The sequence below is a fragment of the Nocardioides dubius genome (assembly GCF_039528155.1).
Lineage (GTDB): Bacteria > Actinomycetota > Actinomycetes > Propionibacteriales > Nocardioidaceae > Nocardioides > Nocardioides dubius.
The window spans coordinates 69,251-88,509 of sequence record NZ_BAAALG010000008.1 but is presented as its reverse complement, the minus strand read 5'-3'; the positions used below and the strand labels follow the sequence as shown (position 1 = coordinate 88,509).

Annotated in this window: 20 protein-coding genes; 7 read left to right on the top strand and 13 right to left on the bottom strand. The window is 69.7% G+C overall.

The genetic code is table 11. From position 1 onward, the window contains the following. Nucleotides 1-755 (top strand): aminotransferase-like domain-containing protein (locus ABD151_RS10310; protein ID WP_343993973.1); only part of this gene is annotated, 755 nt, incomplete at its 5' end. A gap of 122 nt (nt 756-877) precedes the next feature. Here ABD151_RS10310 and ABD151_RS10305 read toward each other — a convergent pair. Both ABD151_RS10305 and ABD151_RS10300 read right to left on the bottom strand, forming a co-directional pair. Continuing rightward, nucleotides 878-1,825, bottom strand: a complete 948-nt coding sequence (locus ABD151_RS10305) for a DUF5926 family protein (RefSeq protein WP_343993972.1) — start codon at nt 1,823-1,825, stop codon at nt 878-880. Between the two features lie 10 nt (nt 1,826-1,835). Then, nucleotides 1,836-2,609 carry a glycerophosphodiester phosphodiesterase gene (locus ABD151_RS10300; protein WP_343993971.1) on the bottom strand — a complete coding sequence of 258 codons (774 nt, stop codon included), beginning with the start codon at nt 2,607-2,609 and terminating at the stop codon, nt 1,836-1,838. A 101-nt stretch (nt 2,610-2,710) separates the two neighbouring features. Between ABD151_RS10300 and ABD151_RS10295 the strand changes: the two genes are divergently transcribed. Genes ABD151_RS10295 through ABD151_RS10285 form a run of 3 tightly spaced genes read left to right on the top strand, consistent with a single transcriptional unit; the run spans nt 2,711 to nt 5,000 of the window. Beyond that, on the top strand, nt 2,711-3,484 hold the full coding sequence (locus ABD151_RS10295) for an isocitrate lyase/PEP mutase family protein (protein ID WP_343993969.1): 774 nt from the start codon (nt 2,711-2,713) through the stop codon (nt 3,482-3,484). Between the two features lie 7 nt (nt 3,485-3,491). Beyond that, nucleotides 3,492-3,917 (top strand): nitroreductase family deazaflavin-dependent oxidoreductase, encoded by a 426-nt coding sequence (locus ABD151_RS10290; protein ID WP_343993967.1) that lies wholly within the window; start codon nt 3,492-3,494, stop codon nt 3,915-3,917. Nucleotides 3,918-3,971: 54 nt separating this feature from the next. Beyond that, a complete protein-coding gene (locus ABD151_RS10285; RefSeq protein ID WP_343993965.1) occupies nt 3,972-5,000 on the top strand; it encodes a TIGR03617 family F420-dependent LLM class oxidoreductase in 1,029 nt (342 codons plus the stop codon). Between the two features lie 55 nt (nt 5,001-5,055). Here the strand turns inward: ABD151_RS10285 and ABD151_RS10280 are convergent, their stop codons facing one another. From ABD151_RS10280 to ABD151_RS10245, 8 genes are all read right to left on the bottom strand, one after another. Further along, the gene (locus tag ABD151_RS10280) at nt 5,056-5,715 is read right to left on the bottom strand and encodes a response regulator (RefSeq protein ID WP_343993963.1); all 660 of its coding nucleotides are present in this window, start codon (nt 5,713-5,715) and stop codon (nt 5,056-5,058) included. Further along, the gene (locus ABD151_RS10275) at nt 5,712-6,962 is read right to left on the bottom strand and encodes a sensor histidine kinase (RefSeq protein WP_343993961.1); all 1,251 of its coding nucleotides are present in this window, start codon (nt 6,960-6,962) and stop codon (nt 5,712-5,714) included. The genes ABD151_RS10280 and ABD151_RS10275 overlap by 4 nt, the downstream gene beginning before the upstream one ends. Before the next feature lie 75 nt (nt 6,963-7,037). Beyond that, on the bottom strand, nt 7,038-8,237 hold the full coding sequence (locus ABD151_RS10270; protein ID WP_343993959.1) for an ABC transporter permease: 1,200 nt from the start codon (nt 8,235-8,237) through the stop codon (nt 7,038-7,040). Next, on the bottom strand, nt 8,234-8,911 hold the full coding sequence (locus tag ABD151_RS10265; RefSeq protein WP_343993957.1) for an ABC transporter ATP-binding protein: 678 nt from the start codon (nt 8,909-8,911) through the stop codon (nt 8,234-8,236). The genes ABD151_RS10270 and ABD151_RS10265 overlap by 4 nt, the downstream gene beginning before the upstream one ends. Further along, a complete protein-coding gene (locus ABD151_RS10260) occupies nt 8,908-10,026 on the bottom strand; it encodes a peptidoglycan-binding protein (protein ID WP_343993955.1) in 1,119 nt (372 codons plus the stop codon). The genes ABD151_RS10265 and ABD151_RS10260 overlap by 4 nt, the downstream gene beginning before the upstream one ends. Before the next feature lie 25 nt (nt 10,027-10,051). Continuing rightward, complete coding sequence (locus ABD151_RS10255) at nt 10,052-10,732, bottom strand: hypothetical protein (protein WP_343993953.1); 681 nt, start codon at nt 10,730-10,732, stop codon at nt 10,052-10,054. A gap of 230 nt (nt 10,733-10,962) precedes the next feature. Further along, nucleotides 10,963-11,358 (bottom strand): hypothetical protein, encoded by a 396-nt coding sequence (locus ABD151_RS10250; RefSeq protein ID WP_343993951.1) that lies wholly within the window; start codon nt 11,356-11,358, stop codon nt 10,963-10,965. A gap of 214 nt (nt 11,359-11,572) precedes the next feature. Then, nucleotides 11,573-13,903 carry a transketolase-like TK C-terminal-containing protein gene (locus ABD151_RS10245; RefSeq protein WP_343993949.1) on the bottom strand — a complete coding sequence of 777 codons (2,331 nt, stop codon included), beginning with the start codon at nt 13,901-13,903 and terminating at the stop codon, nt 11,573-11,575. 203 nt (nt 13,904-14,106) lie between these two features. On the opposite strand from ABD151_RS10245, the gene ABD151_RS10240 reads away from it, so the two are divergent. Next, nucleotides 14,107-14,541, top strand: coding sequence for an Lrp/AsnC family transcriptional regulator (locus ABD151_RS10240; RefSeq protein WP_343993947.1), 435 nt, complete (start codon nt 14,107-14,109; stop codon nt 14,539-14,541). Between the two features lie 36 nt (nt 14,542-14,577). Here the strand turns inward: ABD151_RS10240 and ABD151_RS10235 are convergent, their stop codons facing one another. The 3 genes from ABD151_RS10235 to ABD151_RS10225 all read right to left on the bottom strand — a co-directional run bounded on the left by ABD151_RS10235 (nt 14,578) and on the right by ABD151_RS10225 (nt 17,568). Beyond that, a complete protein-coding gene (locus tag ABD151_RS10235; protein ID WP_343993945.1) occupies nt 14,578-15,900 on the bottom strand; it encodes an HNH endonuclease in 1,323 nt (440 codons plus the stop codon). 61 nt (nt 15,901-15,961) lie between these two features. Next, complete coding sequence (gene pssA / locus ABD151_RS10230) at nt 15,962-16,888, bottom strand: CDP-diacylglycerol--serine O-phosphatidyltransferase (RefSeq protein ID WP_343993943.1); 927 nt, start codon at nt 16,886-16,888, stop codon at nt 15,962-15,964. Nucleotides 16,889-16,893: 5 nt separating this feature from the next. After that, nucleotides 16,894-17,568, bottom strand: coding sequence for a phosphatidylserine decarboxylase (locus ABD151_RS10225; protein ID WP_343993941.1), 675 nt, complete (start codon nt 17,566-17,568; stop codon nt 16,894-16,896). A gap of 169 nt (nt 17,569-17,737) precedes the next feature. Here ABD151_RS10225 and ABD151_RS10220 point away from each other — a divergent pair, with 169 nt between their 5' ends. Beyond that, nucleotides 17,738-18,322 carry a carboxymuconolactone decarboxylase family protein gene (locus tag ABD151_RS10220; protein ID WP_343993940.1) on the top strand — a complete coding sequence of 195 codons (585 nt, stop codon included), beginning with the start codon at nt 17,738-17,740 and terminating at the stop codon, nt 18,320-18,322. Next, nucleotides 18,319-19,182, top strand: coding sequence for an RNA polymerase sigma-70 factor (locus tag ABD151_RS10215; RefSeq protein WP_343993938.1), 864 nt, complete (start codon nt 18,319-18,321; stop codon nt 19,180-19,182). The genes ABD151_RS10220 and ABD151_RS10215 overlap by 4 nt, the downstream gene beginning before the upstream one ends. Nucleotides 19,183-19,259 lie beyond the last annotated feature (77 nt).

The window sequence follows — 19,259 nt, the reverse complement described above, 5'->3', positions numbered from 1 at the left end:
TGGTGCCGATCCCGTCCGGCCCGCACGGCCCCGACCCCGACGAGCTCGACCGCGCCTTCGCCGAGACCGGCGCCCGGGCCTTCTACGCACAGCCGACCTTCGCCAATCCGACCGGTGCGCACTGGTCGCCGGAGCACGCCGGCGCCGTGCTGGAGATCGTCCGCAGCCACGGCGCCTTCCTGATCGAGGACGACTGGGCGCACGACTTCGCCATCGACGCCGATCCGGTCCCGCTGGCCGCCCTCGACGACAGCGGGCACGTGATCTACCTGCGCTCGCTGACCAAGAGCGTCTCGCCCGCGATCCGGGTCGCCGCCCTGATCGCCCGCGGGCCGGTGAAGGACCGGATCCTCGCCGACCTCCAGGCCCAGATCATGTACGTCGGCGGCACCCTGCAGGCCGCCGCGCTCGACGTCGTCAGCCAACCCGGATGGCGCACCCACCTACGGGGCCTGCGCCAGCAGCTGGCGGCGCGCCGCGACCTGCTCGTCGACGCCGTCACCCAGCACCTGCCCAGCGCGCACCTGGAAGCGGTCCCCCGCGGTGGCCTCAACCTGTGGCTGCGCCTTCCCGACGACACCGACCTGCCCCGGCTCGCCGCGGCCTGCGAGGCGCGCGGCGTGCTGATCGCGACCGGCGACGACTGGTTCCCCGCCGAGCCGACCGGCCGCTACGTGCGGCTCAACTACGCGGGCCCCAACCCCGGCGCCTTCACGGGCGCGGTGCAGATCATCGGCGACTGCCTGACCGGGTGACCGGAAATGCAAAGCCCGGCCGCTGTTGACGGGGGATACAACAACGACCGGGCACCGCAAAACCTATTGCAAGTGACAACTTCACACAACCGCTCTCACCTAAAAGGTGAGCACTTCTCGTCTCAGCGGATGGTTACCTGACGGTTCGCCAGACCGGAGCGCGCAGCGCGCTCCTCAGCACTCAGCTCCGGGCCTGCCGCGACGGCGTCGGCCAGTGCTCGCGCGAACGCCGCGGCCGGCTCCTCGAGGATCTCCGCGCCGGTTCCGACCGGCAGATCCCACACCGGCACGAGCAGGCCGTGGGCGCGGAACATGCCGACCAGACGCGCGCCGTCGGCGATCACGTCGTCACCGCTCACGTGCAGCCGGGCGAGACCGGCCAGCAGGTCGTCCTCGGGCTCGGGCATCACCCAGCGCAGGTGCTCCTTGGCGCCGAGACGGGTCCAGTAGGCGGCGTCGACCGAGCCCAGTCGCACGGTGGGGCTGGCCGCAGCGTTGGCCTGCTCGAGCGCAGCGGCCATCGCCGGGCCCTGGTCCTCGATGTCGTCGACCCAGAACTCGAAGCCGTCGTGGACGGTCACCTGCAGCGGCTCGTCGACGACGAGGTCGGTGAACCTCGGGCCCTCGCCCGGCGCCTCGGTCAGGCCGACGATGCCGGCCTCCGACTCGAGTGCCTTGAGCAGCACCGCACCCAGGTCACGGCCCGGGTCGCCGAAGTTGTGCTGGACCTGCAGGCCGAGCCAGATCTCGCCGGTGTCGCGCACCATCGCCGGCGCAGCGCCCGGGAGCAGGCTGTTGAGGCGGATCACCTTGCCCGCATGGCCACTGGCCTCGCTCAGCGTGAGCGGCGCGGTCGCGGCCGGCACCAGCTCGCGCATCGCGATCAGGTCGCACTCACCGGCGTACGGGCCGAAGGGACGTGCGTTGAAGACCGGCGGCGGACCGTCGGTCGCTCCGTGGCACGCCTTGTAGCGGCGACCCGAGCCGCACGGACACGGCTGGCGGGGGCCGACCTCGCCCTCGGCAGTGGCGACGGCCTCCCGGCCCTTGTTGCGTGAGCGCTTACCCATGCCGCGCAGGCTACCTGCGCAGCAGGTCCATGATGTAGCCCGGGCGGTCGGAGATCACCGCTTCCACGCCGAGCGACTGGCACAGCTCCAGCTCCGCCTGGGTGTTCACCGTCCAGACGTGGATCCGCCGGTGGTGCAGGTTGAGGTGCTTGCCGAGTCCGGGATGGTCGCGCAGCTCGCCGATGCCCGGGCCCATGATCCAGCTCGGGTCGACGATCCGGCGCAGCATCGGCCAGTGGTGGGCCTTGTCGATCAGCTGCACCAGCTGCAGGCCCGGGGTCAGCTTCTGCATCCGCTGCAACGCGGTGAAGGAGAAGCTCATCACCCGCACCGGCGACTCCGGGCCCGTCCAGCCGAACTCGGCGAGCAGGTGCGCGACCCGGCGCTCGACGAGGCCTCCGTACCGGGTGGGGTGCTTGGTCTCGATCGCCAGCTCGACGCGGCGGTCGGCGTCCGCGACCATCTGCAGCAGCTTGCGCAGGGTGAGCACCTTGCCACGGTCCGGGTCGAGCACCGGCGCCTCGTCGTCGAGGTCGCGCCAGGGGTCCTTCCAGCTCGCCAGGTCGAAGGCGTTCAGCTCCTCCAGCGTCATCGCCGAGATGATGCCGCGCGAGGCCGCCGTCCGGCGCAGGTCGCGGTCGTGCACGCAGACCAGGTGCCCGTCGGCGGTCAGCCGGACGTCGCACTCGAGGCCGTCGGCGCCGATCCGGATCGCCTCGGCGTAGGCGTCGGTGGTGTGCTCGGCGATCTCGTGACTGGCGCCCCGGTGTGCAACGACCTGCATGCGAACATCATCGGTCCGGCCGGGCGGCGGGCGGACGGCGACCCGCCGGGTGCCGATTTCGGGGCTCCACCTTTGTGGCCGTGGCGTCTATGTTGGAGGACATGACCGATGACGCAAGCCGCAAGTCGAACGCAGAACTCGCCTCCGATCTGCTCGCGCTGCATCAGCCGGGCAACCCCGTCGTGCTCCCCACCGTCTGGGATGCCTGGTCCGCGAAGGTGGCCGCCGAGGCCGGCTTCGCCGGGCTCACCGTGGGCAGCCACCCGGTCGCCGACTCGATCGGCCGCCCCGACGGCGAGGGGATGGCCTTCACCGAGCTGATCACCCGCGTCGAGCAGATCACCCGAGCCGTCGACCTCCCGGTCTCGGTGGACGTCGAGGCGGGCTACGGCCTCGACCCGGCGGCCGTCGTCACCGGCGTCCTGGGTGCCGGCGCGGTGGGGCTCAACATCGAGGACACCGTGCACTCCGAGGGCGGGCGACTGCGCTCGGCCGAGGAGCACGCCGAGTACGTCGCCGGCCTGCGCGCCGCGGCGGTGCGCGCCGGCGTGGACCTGGTGATCAACGCCCGCACCGACTGGTTCAAGGGCCAGCACGGCGACGAGGCCAGCCGGGTCGACGAGGCGATCAACCGGATGGCGCTCTGCGCAGAGGCCGGCGCATCGGCGCTGTACCCGGTCGCCTTCCACTCGGAGGAGACGCTGGCCCGGATCTGCCTCGAGCTGCCGCTGCCGGTCAACGCGATCGCGCGCCCCGACGTCGACGACCTGGAGATGTACCGCCGCGCAGGCGCCGGCCGGATCTCGTTCGGTCCGACCTGGCAGATGGCGCTGGCCAAGGTCTCCGCGGAATGGCTCGCCCGCTGGCGGGGTTGAGCCCGACATGGGTGAATACGTTCCGAGCACGCAGAAATGGGTCCGCGATCAGGTCGAGCTCTATGAGCGCACCGGCGGGGAGAAGGGCAACACCATCAACGGGATGCCGATCGTGGTGATCACCTCGGTGGGCCACAAGTCCGGCAACCTGCGCAAGAACCCGGTGATGCGGGTGGAGAAGGACGGCGTCTACGCCGCCGTCGCCTCGAAGGGTGGCGCACCCGAGCACCCCGACTGGTTCCACAACTTCCTGGCCGACCCGCAGGTCCAGCTCCAGGACGGCCCCGAGCCGCACCGCTACACCGCCCGCCTGGCGACGCCGGCCGAGCGGCAGGAGTGGTGGCCGCGCGCCGTCGAGGCCTTCCCGCCGTACGCCGAGTACGCCACCAAGACCGACCGGGAGATCCCGGTCTTCCTGCTCGAGCGCTCCTGAGCAGGAACGGGATCTGCGGCCCGGATCCCGCCCGGGCGCACCTACGATGCGGCGATGGAGATCATCGCCTCGCTGCCGGGTCGGATCGAGCTGGCGTCGGTGGCTGCTGCGGCCCGCCGGATCGAGGCACTCGGCTTCGACACCCTGCATGTGCCGGAGACCATCCATGACCCGTTCTCGGTGTCGGCCCTGGCCCTGCAGGCCACCTCACGGCTGACCGTGCGCACCAGCATGGTGCTGGCGTTCACGCGGAGCCCGATGGTGACCGCGGTCGCAGCCTGGGACCTGTCCCGCTTCTCCGGCGGGCGGTTCCAACTCGGCGTCGCCTCGCAGGTGCGCGGCAACATCGTCGGGCGCTACTCGATGCCGTGGACCGATCCGGTGGCGCAGCTGGGTGACTACATCGATGCGTTGCGGGCGATCTTCGCCAGCTTCCAGACCGGCGCCGAGCTGGACCACCAGGGCAGCCACTACCGGTTCACCCGGCTGCAGCCCTACTTCAACCCCGGGCCGCTCGACCATGAGGCACCGAGCATCTGGACCGGCGGCGTGAACGCCCAGATGACGGCGCTGGCCGGCACCCGCTCGGATGGCTTCGTGGCACACCCGACCACGTCCCATCCGCGGATGCTGCGCGAGCACGCCCTGCCGGCCCTGCACCGCGGAGCAGAGTCGGTTCAGCGTGCCGGACTCCCCCGGATCGTGGCCGGACCGCAGCCGGTGCTCGCCCCCGACGCCGGAGCGCTGGCCGCCCAGCGCGAGGCCCGCCGCGCCGAGCTGGCCTTCCTCTACAGCACCCCTGCGTACCGCCGTCAGCTCGAGGTCTTCGGCCTGACCGGGCTCGGAGAGACGCTGAGCGCCATGGCGCAGGCCCAGGACTGGGCCGGCCTGGGTGAGCACCTCACCGACGAGGTGATCGACACCCTGGTGCCGCACGGCACCTACGCCGAGCTGCCCGCCGTCCTGAACGACTGGTACGCCGGACTCTGCGACGGCATCGTGCTCGCTGCCCCCGCTGACCTTGCCGACGACGGCGCCTTCCGAACGCTGGTCGCGGCGTGCAAGGAGATCCCGGGGCGCTGACGCCGTCACGAAAGATGGCGGTTGTCTACTGTCACCAGGTGACACCGAAGAACCGCTATCTGGTGGCGGGGCTGCCTGGCTGCACCAGTCCGTGCTCGTAGGCGTAGACGACGGCTTGAATCCGGTCGCGCAGGTCGAGCTTGCGCAGCACTTCGCTGACGTGCGACTTCACGGTCTCCGCACCGATCACCAACTCCCCGGCGATCTCCTGGTTCGAGAGCCCGCGCGCCAGGCTTAGCAACACGTCTCGTTCACGAGCAGTCAGATCCGGCGGGGCCTCGACGAGCGCCGTCCGCCGTTCGGCGAAGTCGGCGACCAACCGCCTGCTGACCTCCGGCCCCAGCAACATCGAACCCTCCGCCACCAGACGCACGGCCTCAACCAGTCGATCAGCGGTGATGTCCTTGAGCAGGAAGCCGCTGGCGCCGGCTCGGATCGCGTCGTACACGTACTCATCGAGGTCGAAGGTGGTCAGGATGAGGACTCGAGTCGCGGCGCTGCGCGCGATCTGCGCGGTGGCCGCGATCCCATCCAGAACCGGCATGCGAATGTCGACGAGTGCCACGTCCGGCTGCACCCGCTGCACGAGATCGACCAGGTCACGGCCGTCAGCGGCCACCCCCACCACGGCGATGCCGTCCTGCGCCTCCAGCAATGCGGCGAACCCTTCGCGGATGACAGGCTGGTCATCAGCGATCACGACCCGCAGACTCATCGTCCCTCCGCCGGGATCTCGGCGTGCACGACCAACTCCGGCCCGGCGGTGATCGTGAGCACGCCCCCGAGTGCCTCGACGCGTTCGCGCATCCCCACCAATCCCCGGCCTTCGACCACCTCGGTTCCGTCGTTTTCTTCCTGCCGGTTCACGATCTGGACCACGATGCCGCCGTTCGCCGGCAGCGTGAGCACCTGGATCGGGGCGCCCGGGCTGTGCCGGCGCGCATTCGTCAATGCCTCTTGCACCACGCGATAGGCGACGTGACCCGCTGACGGGGTCACCGCGCTGAGGTCTGCCGGTTGCCAGGAGACGTCACCGCCGGCTGCGCGGGCCTGCTCGATCAGGTCGCCGATCTGGTCAGCCTGGGGCAACGGCGAGAGGGCAGGCGCTTCGTCAGAGCGCCGCAGCACACCGAGCACCCCACGAAGTTCGTCGAGCGCCGTGCGGGAGTCGCTGGCGATCTCCTCCAGCACGCCGGCAGCGGCCGGACTGAGGTCGTCAACGGTGTAGGGCGCCGTCTCGGCGCGCACCGCGATCAGGCTGACATGGTGCGCGACGACGTCATGCAGGTCTCTGGCCAGTCGTGCCCGCTCGGCACTCGCGATCGACTCACGCTCCATCTCCTTCGAGCGTGTCTCCAGCTCCTCAGCCCGGCGGTCCTTCAGCACGCCGCGACGAAGCAGTTCAGCGATCCCGAGCGCGATCCCGAGCACGACACCGTAGGCAGCGAAGGTGACCAGGTTGCTCCCCACGGTGGCGTACTGACTGTCGACCTGATCGCCGAAGGGGAGCAGGAAGGCGTGGAATCCGAGGCAGTAGCCGGCCACCGGGACCAGATAGGCGACGGCGAAGGCCGCAGCCACTCGCTTGGAGTGCCAGACCCCGACCATGGCGGCGAAGGCCACCGCGACCAACAGCGTGATCGGCACCGCGCGCCCGGACCCGAGGAGTGCCCAGATCACCGGGATCTCGTCCTGGACGGAGACCACGCAGAGCAACAGATAGGGCACCAGAGCAGCGCAGAGGGCGAGCCAGGGCCGGAGCAGCGCGACCAGCGGAACCACTGCCCACACCAGGGTCGCGACGTCGCCCACCAACTCGGCCCACCCGGGCGAGAGGCTGTTCTCCGTCCCCTCCAGCCAGGGGTTCCACCAGGTCCGCTGGCCCAGGTACCAGGTCGCCACCGCCCCGATCACCGCGAGCGCGATGAACCGGCGTGGGATGTCGCGCAGCCGTTCCGTCATGGCGGCAAGCGTGCCGTGTGCCGACGGTGGTCGCCACCCCCGCGCGGGGGAATCGGCAGGTGTCAGGCTGATCGCTCACGCACCGGCGCGCAATGCTTCCACGGGAGAGACTCGGGCAGCGCGCAAAGCCGGGTAGAGACCGGCCAGGACACCCAGACATAGCCCGAGCGGCGCAGCGCCGAGCGTCACGAGCGGCTCCAGGGTCGTCGTCCACCCCTGCCACTTGCTGACGGCGACCACTGCGAGTTGGCCGACCGCACCACCCACCGCGCCGCCCATGATGCCGACGATGCCTGCTTCCACGACGAACTGCATGACGATGTGGCCCCGACGCGCCCCGAGGGCGCGGCGCAACCCGATCTCACGCCGCCGTTCAAGGACCGCCATCAACGAGACGTTGACTATGCCGAGCCCAGCTATGCCCGTCGATATGAGCGCCAACATCAGGAAGAGGCTTCGCAGCTCCGCCGATACCGCGTCATCGACTACTCGCGGGCGGGCCGTGTAGTGCGCGACCGCCGACTCCGGGCGGAACGGCGCAACCGCGGTCGCGACCTGCGTCGCAACAGCCTCGCCTGCGCCGACCTCGGTGACCACCAGCATCTGCTCTGTGTAGAGGTCCGGTGGCAGCCAGTCACGGACGAAGGCGTGCGGGATCGCGATGTCCCCGGCCGTCACCTGGTCGCGGGAGGCAGGACCAGTGATGCCGATGACGAGGAACCGCACTCCACGAAAGGTGATCATCACCTGATCGGCAACGTCAGTGACCCCAAGCCGCTGCGCAGTCCGTTCTCCCAGAACTGCGACTGGCTCTCGTGCCAGACGAGCATCGATGAGCCTGCCTTGCAACAGGGGAGCATCGACGGTTCGCCAGTAGCCCACACTCACCCCCGCTACTCGCGGCGATTCACTGCCCGGGTCCGGCGCTCCGGGGTGTAGTTGCGCTGGCTCACCGTTGTCGATCGTGGCGACCACCGCAGCGTCGACAACGCCCTCGATCCCGTTGACTCGACTGATGGCCCTGCGCGGGAAGGTGCTCGCGCCCACCGCCTCATTGACGTCCACGCGGATCGAAGTCGAGGAGAGCTTCGTGAAGGACTCGTCTATCTGACCGTTCGCCGTGGCAGTCAGGCCGAGAACGGTGACCACCGAGCCGACTCCGACCAGTGTGCCCATTGCCGCCAGAATGGAGCGGGCCGGACTGCTGCCGAGGCCGGCAATGGCTTCGGTAAGTACCCGACGCCAGGCCACCCGGTTGGGTGATCCACCGCTCATCTCAGGACACCGTCGATGATCGCCAGCCGCTGGCTGCCGAGGGAGGCGACCGCCTCGTCGTGCGTGATCACGATGATGGTGGTGCCGTCTCGGTTGAGGTCAACCAAGAGATCCATCACCAGGCCGCTGTTGGTCGAGTCCAGACTTCCGGTGGGCTCGTCGCACAGCACGACGTGCGGACCTCCGACGACCGCTCGTGCGATCGCCACGCGCTGGCGCTCACCTCCCGACATCGTGCGGACCCTTTGGTCGGCCCGATCGCCCAGCCCGACGCGCTCCAACGCGCCTCGCGCGCGCTCGGCCGCGCTCCGCGCGCCGACGCCACGGTAGAGCAGTGCGAGTTCCACGTTCTGACGTGCAGTCCTGCCGTCAAGAAGGTGGAAGGATTGGAATACGAAGCCGATCGCCGTCGCCCTGAGTCCGCACCGGGCGCCTTCGGTCAACTGGGCGGTCTCGCGCCCGCCAAGTCGGTAGCTGCCGGAGGTTGGCGTGTCCAGCAGACCGAGAAGTTGCAGGAGAGTCGACTTGCCCGACCCCGAAGGGCCGACCACTGTAACGAAGGCACCACTCTGAACTGTCAGGTCAACCTCTCGCAACGCATGCACCGGGATTGGGCCTGCGAAGGTTCGGGAAAGACGCCGAGCCTCGATGACGGGGGCAGCCTGCATGCTCATGGTGCCGCGAGGCCAACCGCGACGCGATCCCCCACCGCAAGGGCGCCGCGCTGTCGCGCTTCTACGATCGCGGAGCCATTCCCCGTGACCTTGACCTGGACCGGCGCGACCGCGATCGAGCCGTCACCGCCTAGGACCCTCACGAAGTCCCCGCTCTCGGCCGAGACGAATATGGCCGAGAGGGGAACTTTGAGTCCCTCCGGCCCCTTCCGTTCGCTGATCTCGACCTGGACGCCGGCATCGAACGCTCCCGGTCGCAATCGTCCCACGACAGGGCTGAGCCCCACTCGGACCAGCCGCTCGCCGTCCACAAGATGCGGCCGACTGAAGCCGGTCACCTGCCCACGAAGTCGCCTGCGTCCTGCACCCTCGATGGTGATCCTCACCCGGTCGCCACCCTGCTTCAGGGCCGGCAGCCAATCCGCCGTCATCTCCGTGGTGACGACGAGCCCTCCCATGCCGAGCGTGGCCACGGCGCCTTCGACCTCCTCTCCCAAACCTGCGGGGTAGCTGAGGAGTGTGCCGGGCAGCGACGGCACGAACGTCAACTCCGATGCCAAGGCGACTGGCGCGCGGGGGGCCGCATTTTCACGGCCCCGACCGGAACGCAACGGGACGGTATAGCCGGCCGCCTCGTACACACTCCTGAGAGCCGCCTCGGTCAGCGCTCCGAATCGGCCGTCGACGACCCCGTGGTAGTGGCCAGCGTCTGCTAGCGCCTCTTGCAGTCGCGTGACGTCGGGGCCGCGAGCACCAGACGCCAGGTCACGCAACATCGGCACCGAGCCCTGGAGCGCGATCACCGGCCTGTCCGCAATCTCGAGGAGAACCGCGCCGGCGTCGAACCCGACGTTCTTCGCAAGCGGCACCCGAGTCACGATCGGACGAGCCGCCGATCCCACGGTCGCCGACTCGACGCTGAACTCTTTGTGCCACATCACCGCGCCTTCGAACCGGGCACGATGCTGAATCGAGCCCTTCCGCACCTCCACGAAGATCTCCGAAGTCGCCGGTGGCCTCGCCGAGGCCGCCGCCTCCTGAGGCGAGCGGACCCGCGAGCCGGCGATGTAGCCCATCGCTGTCGTGAGGAGCGCAGTGACCAGGACGCCCGCCACCCACACAGAATGCCGTGAGGGCCCCTCACCGCGCACGAGCGAGCTCGGCTTCGATGGCGAGAAGACGGGCCTTCTCTGACTCCAGAGCGCCCTCAAGGAGATCGGGCGTGCGTTCGATGGCTTGACGTTGGTAGTCGGCGACGGCTGCGTAGAAGTAGTCCGCCCAATGACTCTGCCGGGTGCACCGAACGTCCGCGACCGCCGTCTCCACCTGGACTTGAGAGACCGGCGCGGTGCCGTACCTCTGGCTCGCCTCCCAGACCTGGGAATACCGGTATCCCGACTGTGCCATGCACTCGACCCACGCACGCATGGCGCTCTCGACTCGGGGATGCTCGCGCGCCAGCTGGCTGACGTCAGAGCGCAGGTCGATGAAGTCGACGAGGCTCACGCCGATCTGCTCCTCCACCCGATCTACGCAACCGGAATCGCCATCCGCGCCGTAGTAGGCCCGTTCTGCGGGGGCCAGCTGGTCCTCCGTGATCTTCCCGGTCTCCAGGAAGAGGTGACCCGGATTGCTGAGATAGAAGCCCGGGCCTTTGACGAAGGGCCCGTCCTTCTCTGGTTTGTAACCGTAACGACGGGCGTGCTCCAGAGGCATCGTCCCAAACGGCCCACCCCACATCGCGGGATCCATCACGCCGTCACGTTGGTGACCGAGGACGAAGTCACCCGCCACCGCCACGGAAAACCCCCGTTCTGACATGCATCTCTCCAGTAGGCGGGCGTGTCCCACTTGCATCCGTTGACGTTCCGCGAACGAGAGCTCGTACTGCTGAAACGGAACCGTGAGACTTGACTCGACAACCGGCACTGATTCCAGCTCAGGCGTCCGATAGCTGCGGTCGCCGTCAGAGGCGTCTCCGGCGCAGGCCGACAACAGGACCGAGAGCACCGCCGGCAGGAAACAGGACGCCAAGATCCGCCGACACCGACTCACGTAATGATCGGCTTCACGTCGCCGGAACCGCGGAAGTCACCGTTGTCGACGGAGCGGGCGAGGATCTCCCCGAGAATCCCTTCGGCGAAGTTGTAGTTGCAGGTCACCGTGGTGCCATTGCCGCTCCCGTTGTAGCAGAGCCGATAGGTACCGGTCTGGAGAAGGAGTTCACTCTCTGCTCCCCATCCGTCGGCGCAGTCATCTATCGCCTTGAGATTGTCGGTGTCATGCACGAAGCGAGCACGGTTTCGCAGGTTGTCCGAGCACGCCGAGGAGCCGGTCTCCCGATGCACACTCGTGTTGCTCAGTCCTGCCATTGCGGGGGACATCGTTAAGCACGACGCCATGAGCACCGCTGCTCCGCTCATCCCCAGAATCACCTGTATGCGCATTGCCAGTTCCTTCGCCGTCCCGAATCGACCGGGCCCTCCGGCCGAGCAGGATCTGACGCTAGCCACGGTGCGGGCCACGGGAAATGCGAAGTCAGGCGCCGGCAGCAGATAGATGCGGAACTTGTGACCGCCATGACAATCATCGTCAACCAGCGGACAAGGTACGCAAACCTGCCCTTGTGCACGACGTGGGCAAAGCTTCGCCCCCGCGTCCTCAGCGGCCGGTCAGCGTGAGGGCGGCGTCCACGATCGAGGCGGTGTCGATGCCGTGCAGGGCGTAGGCGTCGGCGAGGCTGCTGGACTGGCCGAAGCCCCGGACCCCGAGGTTGATCGAGCGGTCTCCGCGGATCGCGCCGAGGAAGCTGAGGGTGTGCGGGTGGCCGTCCTGGATGCTGACGATCGGCGCCCGGTGCTCGGCCGGGAAGAGCACGTCGACGATCGAGCCGTCCGCCTGCGCCGCCACCCGCCCGCGACTGTCGAAGGAGCGGTAGACGAGATCGGGGCTGGTCAGCACGATCACCCCGACCCGCACTCCGGCACCGGCCAACGAGTCCGCGGCCGCGCAGACCTCCGGCAGGATCGCGCCGACGCCCACCAGGGTCACCTCGTCCTGCGCCGCGTCGCCACGCAGCCGGTAGCCACCGGCCAGGGCATGCCGGCGTCGACGCTCGACCAGATGCGCATCCTCCGGAATCGCTGCCAGCTCCTGCGGCACCGGACGCGTCGTCAGCCGGAAGTAGGCCGACGTCCCGCCGGGCACGCCGACCTGCCCCATCGCGTGCAGCATCGTCCACTCGAGGTCCTGGGCGAAGGCGGGCTCCCAGGCCACGCAGCTCGGCTGCTCCAGCCCCACCGACGGGGTGGTGATCGACTGGTGCGCGCCACCCTCCGGCGCCAGCGTCACACCTGACGGCGTGCCGACCAGGATCGACTGGCCACCGGCGTACATGCCGTACGACCACGGCTCCAGCGCGCGGGTGACGAACGGGTCGTAGATGGTGCCGATCGGGATCAGCCGCTCGCCCCACCGGCTCCAGGTGGCTCCGAGCTCGCCCAGCAGCGAGACCAGGTTGACCTCGGCGATGCCGAGCTCGATGTGCTGTCCCGAGGTGGCCTCCGACCACCGCAGCACCCCCTCCTTGTCGTCGGCGAACCAGTCCCGGCGATCCGCGGCCGACCACACGCCGGTCTTGTTGATCCACCCACCGAGGTTCGTCGACGACGCCACGTCGGGGCTGCAGGTCACGATCCGCGACGCCGTCTCGGGCGCGACCCGGGAGATGTCCGAGAGCAGACGACCCAGCGCCGCCTGGGTGGAGATGACCGCCTTGTGCGCGTAGCCGAGCGACGGCGGCAGAGTGCTCGCCGTGGTCGGCGACAGCGACGCACGCTCCAGGGCCCCGGCGCGTTCCACGCACAGGCGCTCTTCGACGCTGCCTGCGGCGAACCGTCGCCAGGGGTCGTCGAGCGAGCTCCCCGTGCGCTCGGCGAGCTCGCCGATCTGCGCCTCGGTCAGCAGCGCCGAGTGGTTGTTGGGGTGACCCTCGATCGGCAGCCCGCGCCCCTTCACGGTGTAGGCGAAGATCACCGTCGGGCGCTCGTCGTCGACCTGGCGGTAGGTGTCGAGCAGCAGCCCGATGTCGTGTCCACCCAGGTCGCGGACGGCGACCGCGAGGTTCTCGGGCGCGATGCCGCCGACCAGCGCCTGGAGTGCGGCGCTGCTGGTCTCGCCCAGCAGCCGCTCGGCCACCTCGGCAGCGTCCGCGCGCAGCATCCGCTGGTACTCCTCGTTCGGCATCGACTCCAGTCGCTGACGCAGCTCGGCACCGCCCGGCTGCTCGAAGAGTGCGGAGACCGTGCGTCCCCACTTGAGGGTGATCACCTGCCACCCCGCCGCCTCGAACATGCCCTGGAGCCGAGCGATCTGGATGTCGGGAACCACCCGGTCCAGCGACTGCCGGTTCAGGTCGACGATCCACATCAGCTCACCGAGCTTGGCCACGGCGGGGTCGGCGACCGCCTCCCAGATCGCGCCCTCGTCGAGCTCGGCGTCACCGAGCAGGCTGATGAACCGCCCGGCGGTGGGCGTGGAGGCGAAGCGGGAGCGCAGGTAGCGATGCGAGAGCGCCGCCCACAGCGGAGCGGTGGCGCCGATGCCGACCGAGCCGGTGGAGAAGTCGACCGTTCCCGGGTCCTTGAGCCGGCTCGGGTAGGACTGCAGGCCACCCTTCTCGCGCAGCCGCTCCAGGTAGCCCTCGTCGAGCTGTCCGAGCAGGTAGTTGATGGCGTGCAGCACCGGCGAGGCGTGCGGCTTCACCGCGACCCGGTCGGTGTGGTCCAGCTCGGCGAACCAGAGCGACGTCATGATCTCCACCATCGAGGCACTCGAGGCCTGGTGCCCGCCGACCTTCACTCCGCTCGGGTTGGGGCGACGCCTGTTGGCGGCGTCCACGATCGAGGTGGCCAGCCAGCGCACCTTCTCCGCGATGGCGTTCAGGGTCTGCTGGTCGGCGACCGGGCCGGCGGCGGTCTGGAGCTGCGACATCTGTTCGTCCCATCAGGAGAGGAGGCAGGTGCGGGGATCACGCCTCACCGATTCCACACCCTGACAGTGGAGCCAGGAATGCGGCAGTCGCACGCAAGGAATCCGCCAAGGCCGCAGGATCGGCGACTGAAGACACGCATGAGTGTGCGCACGATTCATGCGTGCAGCGCGTGAATCATTCGCTCAACCCGTAGGCTCGCCGCATGGACGCCACCGACGTCGAGATCCTCCGCCTGCTGCGCAGCAATGCCCGGATGCCGTTGAGCGAGATCGCCCGCGAGGTCAGGCTCTCCCCCGCACCGGTGGCACGCCGGATCGCCCGGATGGAGTCGGACGGCGTGATCCGCGGCTACACCGCCGTCGTCGACGTGGCTGCGGCCGGCCTGACCGCCTTCACCGAGGTCCGTCTCAACGGCTCCACCGAGACCGGCGAGCTGCTGGAGATGTTGCGTACGGTGCCCGAGGTGGCCCAGTCCTTCACCATCTCCGGAGATCCAGACCTGTTGATCAAGCTGCAGGTGCGCGACGTGCACCACCTGCAGGAGGTCGTCAACGGCTTCCGTCGCACCGGTCTCGTCGCCGGCACCAAGACGCTGATCGTCATGGACGAATGGGACAGAGCCCACCAGGTCGACTGATCGCGGCGACGCGCACCTCAGCGAAGACCGCCAAGGTCAAGCGCTGATCCGGCCCGGCGGGGCGGGGGCGCGTGCGTTATAGCGATGGCCGGTCGGGGTGATCGTCTCGACCTGCAGCGGCTCACCGGGAGCGCGGAGGGGCTGTTGGAACCAGCCGGCCGCCTGCTTGGCGTAGTTGCAGGCGGCACAGAGCCCCTGACCGTTCTGGAGTGAGGTCTGGCCGCCGTACTCGGCACCGACGATGTGGTCGGCGTGACGAACCGGGGCGTCGCAGTACGGCGTGGCACAGATCCCGATCCCTCGCTGGCAGAGGAACTCAGCCATCCCGTTCGGGAAGGTGCGCTGCCGACTGGTCATCGCGACCAGCGCGCCCTGCGGGCTCAGGTAGAGCCTGCGGAACCAGGCGGCGACCCCGGACTCCAGGGCACGCCCCGCCAGCAGGCGGGCGATCTCGGCAGGAAGCACCTCGGGCGCCACCCCCGGTGCCGTCAGGTCCGCTGCCGCATGACCGCCGGCCAGCGTCTCGTCCGAGAGGGTGATCGTGAGTGCCACCGGGACCGCCGGGGCGGAGTCGGCAGAGCCGGTGTCGGCCACGCCCGTCAGCCGCGTCAGGAGGAGATCCGCCATCAACTGCCCCAGGGAGCGCGGATCACCGGCAGCCCTCGCCGCCTCGGCCGCCTTGCGCAGAGACGCATAGGCGGACACCGCTTGGGCGACCGGCATCAGGCCGGTCAGGTAGCCCATCGTGTCGGGCGCCGGCCGCACGGTGACGGTGCGATCCACCTCCGCCTTGCGAGCCCGGCGAACCACGGCAGCCGGATCGAGCTCGGCGACCAGCCGGCGCGCGAGCACCATGAGCTCGCGGGTGCCGACACCGATCAGGCACGCCGGATCGGCACAGAGCTCCTTGTCGAGCAGGATCCGGTGCTCCACCTCGAGGCACGCCGACTCGCGCACGAGCAGCATGGCGCGGAACTCGCTCAGCGAGCCGTCCCGCAGGCGGTCGAGGGTGTGCGGCATCTCGGCAGACAGCGCCTTCGCCATCCCGAGCAGGGCCTGCCCCCGATGCGGTGACTCCCGACGGGCGAGCGCGACCTCGTTCGCGACCCCGACTCCACGCCGGGATGCGGGGACGCCCGCGGCCGCCGCCTGGGAGCGCCGGGCCGCGTCGAACGACGTCGCGGCCTCGGCCTGCGCCGCACAGCTCGCGGACTTCAACTCCTCCAGGGCGGTGATCAGGTCGATCAGCCCCGCCGGGTCGGCAGCCGGGAGGCGGCCTGCCTGCCCGCGCTCACCAGCCAGGAGGCGGGCCCTCAGGGCCTGCACCTCCTGGACCAGGGTGGTGACGACAGCTGCCATGCATCCACCATGATCGAACACCTGTTCGACGTCAACCCTCGACTTCGGGGCTGTGGAGGAGCTACTCCTCGCACTCCCCGTCTGCGGCGTCGAACTCGTCCTCACCCGCGAGCGGGAGGAAGACGGACTGCTGGCGCTGGCGCGGCGGAGCCACCGACTCCTCACCGAAGAGCCGGCGTCGCAACGGCGCGCTCAGCACGCCCAGCGGCGCCGTCAGCACGTAGCAGTAGGCCACGACGAAGGTGGTCGCCGCCGGCGTGACCACCAGGCCGATCACCACGGCCGCGATCACCGCGCCGGTGATCGCCCGCGCTCGCGGCGTCTGCGGCGAGAGCAGGTTGCGGAACGAGCGGAACCGGATCGTGCTCACCATCAGCCAGGCCGGGACCACGCTGATCAGCAGCGGCACCAGGATCGACGGACCGACGCCGAGATCGGCGACGTCCGGGCTGTCCAAAGCGAGAACCGTCGACATCACCACCGCGGCGCCGGCCGGGCTCGGCAGCCCGGTGAAGTAGCGCTTGTCGTCGGTGGGGTCGATGGTGAAGTTGAAGCGCGCCAGGCGGAAGGCCGCGCAGGCGACCCACAAGAACGCCACCGCCCACGCCAGCCACGGGTGGTCGGGCAGCACCCAGGTGTAGACCAGGACCGCGGGAGCGAGTCCGAAGGAGACCAGGTCGGCCAGCGAGTCGAGCTGGATGCCGAACGGCGACGTCGCGCCGACCAGCCGGGCCACCGCGCCGTCGGCGATGTCGAAGATGATCGCCAGCGCGATCAGCGCAGCCGCCCACAGGCTGTGCCCGTTGGTCGCCAGCAGCACCGAGGAGAAGCCACACGCCATGTTCAGCGTGGTGATCAGCGACGGCGCGGTGACCCGCAGCTGCTCCTTCGCGCCGAGCTGACGCAGGGAGACGACGTCGGCGCCGGAGTGCGACTGGATCCGCCAGCGCGCGAACATCCGCCGCCGACGCAGAGTGCGCCCGGTCATGGCGCTCAGACCGCCGCTCCAGGCCAGTGCGCCACGACCGTCTCACCGGCCACGGTGCGCTGACCGGTCTCGACGGTGAGCTTCACCTCGGGCGGAAGGAAGATGTCCATCCGGGAGCCGAACTTCATCAGGCCGATCCGCTCGCCGGTGGCGACGGTGTCCCCCGCCTTGACCCGGGTGACGACGCGGCGCGCGACCAGGCCGACGATCTGACGGAAGACGTAGCGGCGCTGCTCGCCGCGCACCGTGCGGACCATCGTGATGTCGCTGCGCTCGTTCTCGAAGGCGCTCTCGAACTTGTAGGCGGCCAGCCACTTGCCGGGGCGGTAGTGCACCGACTCCACGGTGCCGCCGTACGGCGCCCGGTTGATGTGCACGTCGAAGACCGACAAGAAGATGCTGATCTGCTGCCATTCACCCTCGGGCGCGACCTCCGGCTGACCGGGGCCGGCGTACATCACCTTGCCGTCAGCGGGAGCGAGCACGGCATCCTCGTCGACGGCGGCGACGTCGGCGCTGCGCTGCGGGTCGCGGAAGAACGCGACCAGGCCGGCCGGCAGCGCGAGCAGCGCGGCAGCGGTCCGGCGACGGCCGGTGGCCAGCGCCACGACACTGGGAATCGCCCCGACCACAGCAGGCACGATGGCCTCGCGATCGATGGTGGTTGCCTTGCCGTTCACGCGCGCTCCTCGACTTGGGTGGGCCCGGGGCGGACCCGGGACACCCGCGTGACAACCTACCCGGCCCGCCCGGAAGAAGTGGCCTCACCGACACATGTCACAGATCCGGACCGGCCGGTGTCTGGTGTTCGAGCGCGGCGATCCCCGCCGCCGAGCACCGGAGGAAGCGATGACGAACACCGAGACGATCACCCGCCGCAGCGAGGCTCGGGTCCCGATGACGGAGCCGCGCGGCGCCGTCGGCCGCCTCGTCACCTGGTTCAGCCGGCGGGCCTACGGCGGCGAGGTCCCCGACGTCGTGCTGACCACCTGGAACCACCCGGGCGTCTTCCGGGCCTCCGCCGCCATGGAGTTCGGGGTGAGCCGGCTGAAGGCACTCGACCCGGACCTCAAGACGCTGGCCGTGATGAGCAGCGCGGCGGTGATCGGGTGCAGCTGGTGCCTGGACTTCGGCTACTACGCCGCGCACTCCGAGGGGCTCGACACCAGTCGGCTGCGCGAGGTGCCGCGCTGGCGGGAGTCGGCCGTCTTCTCCGAGCTGGAGCGCCAGGTGATGGAGTACGCCGAGGCGATGACGGTGACGCCGCCGGAGGTCACCGACGAGATGGCCGCGACACTCCGGGACGCGATCGGCGTGAAGGCGTTCGTCGAGTTGACGATGATGGTGGCCGTGGAGAACGAGCGCTCCCGGATGAACGCCGCCCTCGGCCTGCGCAGCCAGGGCTTCGCCGACCAATGCGAGGTACCCCGTTGAGCCCTGACCACGAGACCGGTGCGGACCCGTTCCTCACCCATCGCAACCTGCTCTTCACGGTGGCCTACGAGATGCTCGGCTCGGCAGCGGACGCCGAGGACGTCGTCCAGGAGACCTGGCTGCGCTGGTCGGAGGTCGACCGGGGCGCGGTCCGGGATCCGCGCGCCTACCTGGTCCGGATCGCCACCCGCCAGTCGTTGAACCGGATGCGGGCGGCCACCCGCCGACGCGAGACCTACGTCGGGCCCTGGCTGCCCGAGCCATTGCTCACCCGCGGCGACGTCGCCGACGACGTCGCCCTGGCCGACTCCGTCTCCTTCGCCATGCTGGTGGTGCTGGAGTCGCTCTCCCCGCTGGAGCGGGCGGTCTTCTGCCTGCGCGAGGTGTTCGGCTTCGACTACGACGAGATCGCCGCCACCCTGGACCGGACGCCGGCCGCGGTGCGTCAGCTGGCCAGCCGGGCCCGGGCGCACGTCAGCGAGCGTCGTCCGCGCGGGGAGGTGAGTCGCAGCGAGCACGAACAGGTGGCCCGCAGCTTCAGCCTGGCGGTGCAGACCGGCGAGATCGAGCAGCTGCTCGGCCTGCTCGCCCCGGACGTGGTGCTGCACTCCGACGGCGGCGGCAAGGTGAAGGCGGCACTGCGCCCGATCCACGGCCAGGACAAGGTCTGGCGCTTCCTGCTGGGCGTGTGGCCGCAGGACGCCGAGTTCACTGCCGTCGAGGTGAACGGCTGGCCGGGCTTCCAGATGACCGTGGCCGGCCGGGTCGACCTGATCGCGACCTTCCGGGTGGAGGGCGGCCTGGTCACCGAGCTGTACGTGCAGCGCAACCCCGACAAGCTGGCCCGCCTGCAGAGCTGACGCCAGATGTGACCTCAGCGCTCGGTTTCGCGGCAAAAGGCGACGCTGAGGTCACATTGGGTTGTCGAGCTGGGGCG

Coding starts and splice junctions, on each gene's coding strand:
- ABD151_RS10305 (WP_343993972.1), bottom strand. CDS start 1,825: ATGGGTAAGCGCTCACGCAACAAGGGCCGGGAGGCCGTCGCCACTGCC.
- ABD151_RS10300 (WP_343993971.1), bottom strand. CDS start 2,609: ATGCAGGTCGTTGCACACCGGGGCGCCAGTCACGAGATCGCCGAGCAC.
- ABD151_RS10295 (WP_343993969.1), top strand. CDS start 2,711: ATGACCGATGACGCAAGCCGCAAGTCGAACGCAGAACTCGCCTCCGAT.
- ABD151_RS10290 (WP_343993967.1), top strand. CDS start 3,492: ATGGGTGAATACGTTCCGAGCACGCAGAAATGGGTCCGCGATCAGGTC.
- ABD151_RS10285 (WP_343993965.1), top strand. CDS start 3,972: ATGGAGATCATCGCCTCGCTGCCGGGTCGGATCGAGCTGGCGTCGGTG.
- ABD151_RS10280 (WP_343993963.1), bottom strand. CDS start 5,715: ATGAGTCTGCGGGTCGTGATCGCTGATGACCAGCCTGTCATCCGCGAA.
- ABD151_RS10275 (WP_343993961.1), bottom strand. CDS start 6,962: ATGACGGAACGGCTGCGCGACATCCCACGCCGGTTCATCGCGCTCGCG.
- ABD151_RS10270 (WP_343993959.1), bottom strand. CDS start 8,237: ATGAGCGGTGGATCACCCAACCGGGTGGCCTGGCGTCGGGTACTTACC.
- ABD151_RS10265 (WP_343993957.1), bottom strand. CDS start 8,911: ATGAGCATGCAGGCTGCCCCCGTCATCGAGGCTCGGCGTCTTTCCCGA.
- ABD151_RS10255 (WP_343993953.1), bottom strand. CDS start 10,732: ATGTCAGAACGGGGGTTTTCCGTGGCGGTGGCGGGTGACTTCGTCCTC.
- ABD151_RS10250 (WP_343993951.1), bottom strand. CDS start 11,358: ATGCGCATACAGGTGATTCTGGGGATGAGCGGAGCAGCGGTGCTCATG.
- ABD151_RS10245 (WP_343993949.1), bottom strand. CDS start 13,903: ATGTCGCAGCTCCAGACCGCCGCCGGCCCGGTCGCCGACCAGCAGACC.
- ABD151_RS10240 (WP_343993947.1), top strand. CDS start 14,107: ATGGACGCCACCGACGTCGAGATCCTCCGCCTGCTGCGCAGCAATGCC.
- ABD151_RS10235 (WP_343993945.1), bottom strand. CDS start 15,900: ATGGCAGCTGTCGTCACCACCCTGGTCCAGGAGGTGCAGGCCCTGAGG.
- pssA (WP_343993943.1), bottom strand. CDS start 16,888: ATGACCGGGCGCACTCTGCGTCGGCGGCGGATGTTCGCGCGCTGGCGG.
- ABD151_RS10220 (WP_343993940.1), top strand. CDS start 17,738: ATGACGAACACCGAGACGATCACCCGCCGCAGCGAGGCTCGGGTCCCG.